Genomic DNA, 1042 nt, shown 5'->3' with positions numbered 1-1042 from the left:
CGCGGCGACCCCGCCCTCGACGACCTGGTCGGCATGTTCGTCAACACCCTCGCACTGCGAACCCCGGTCGACGGCGCCAACAACTTCACCACCCTGCTCTCGACGGTCCGAGAAACCGACCTGGCCGCGTTCGAGCACGCCGACGTGCCGTTCGAACGAGTGGTACAGGCCCTCAACCCGGCACGATCGACCACCCGACACCCACTGTTCCAGGTGATGCTCGTCTTCCAGAACCAGGAGCACCCGAAACTGGAATTGGCGGGGCTGAACGCCCGTATCGAGGACATCGACCACGCCGCCACCCAGTTCGACCTGACGCTCACCATCAGCGAACGTTTTGGCGACAAGGGCGCACCCACCGGGCTGAACGCAGCCTTCACCTACACAGCCGACCTGTTCGACCAGGACACCGTCCGCGGGTTCGCCGACCGGTTCACCCGCCTCCTCGAGGCAGCGGTCGCCGATCCGACCAGCCCGGTCGGCGACATCGACCTCCTCGACCCCACCGAAAAACAGCTGATCCTCGCGGACTGGAACCACACCGATCATGCGACTACCACCGACACCCTGATGTCGATGTTCGGTGCGCAGGCCGCCCGCACACCCGACGCCATCGCGGTCATCGACGGAAACCGAACACTGTCCTACACCGAGTTCAGCGCACGCATCAACCGCCTCGCCCGACACCTCATCACCCAGGGCGTCGGCCCGGAAACCATCGTCGCGGTGCGGATACGCCGCTCCCTCGACTTCATCGTCGGCGTCTACGCGACCCTCACCGCCGGTGGCGCATACCTACCCCTCGACCCCGACCACCCAACCGAACGCACCCACTTCATACTCTCAGTGGCACAACCAACCTGCATGCTGACCACCACCCACGACGACCAGGTCGATCTGTCCTACCCGGTACCGGTGTTTCACGTCGACACCATCGATCTGTCACAGACGTCCGCGGCGCCGGTGACCGACGCCGACCGCCGCGCACCACTGCGCCCGCAGAACACGGCATACGTGATGTTCACCTCGGGATCGACCGGCC

General features: G+C 65.5%; 1 protein-coding gene. It reads left to right on the top strand.

What is annotated here, in order from left to right; translation table 11 throughout:
* A partial coding sequence (locus tag P3H15_RS54085) for a condensation domain-containing protein (protein ID WP_276144837.1) occupies positions 1 to 1042 on the top strand: 1042 nt, incomplete at both ends.

Origin of the sequence: Rhodococcus sp. T2V, from assembly GCF_029269925.1 — a bacterium.
Lineage (GTDB): Bacteria > Actinomycetota > Actinomycetes > Mycobacteriales > Mycobacteriaceae > Rhodococcus_F > Rhodococcus_F koreensis.
The sequence above is the reverse complement of the archived record's forward strand: the minus strand, read 5'-3'. Positions and strand labels throughout refer to the sequence as shown.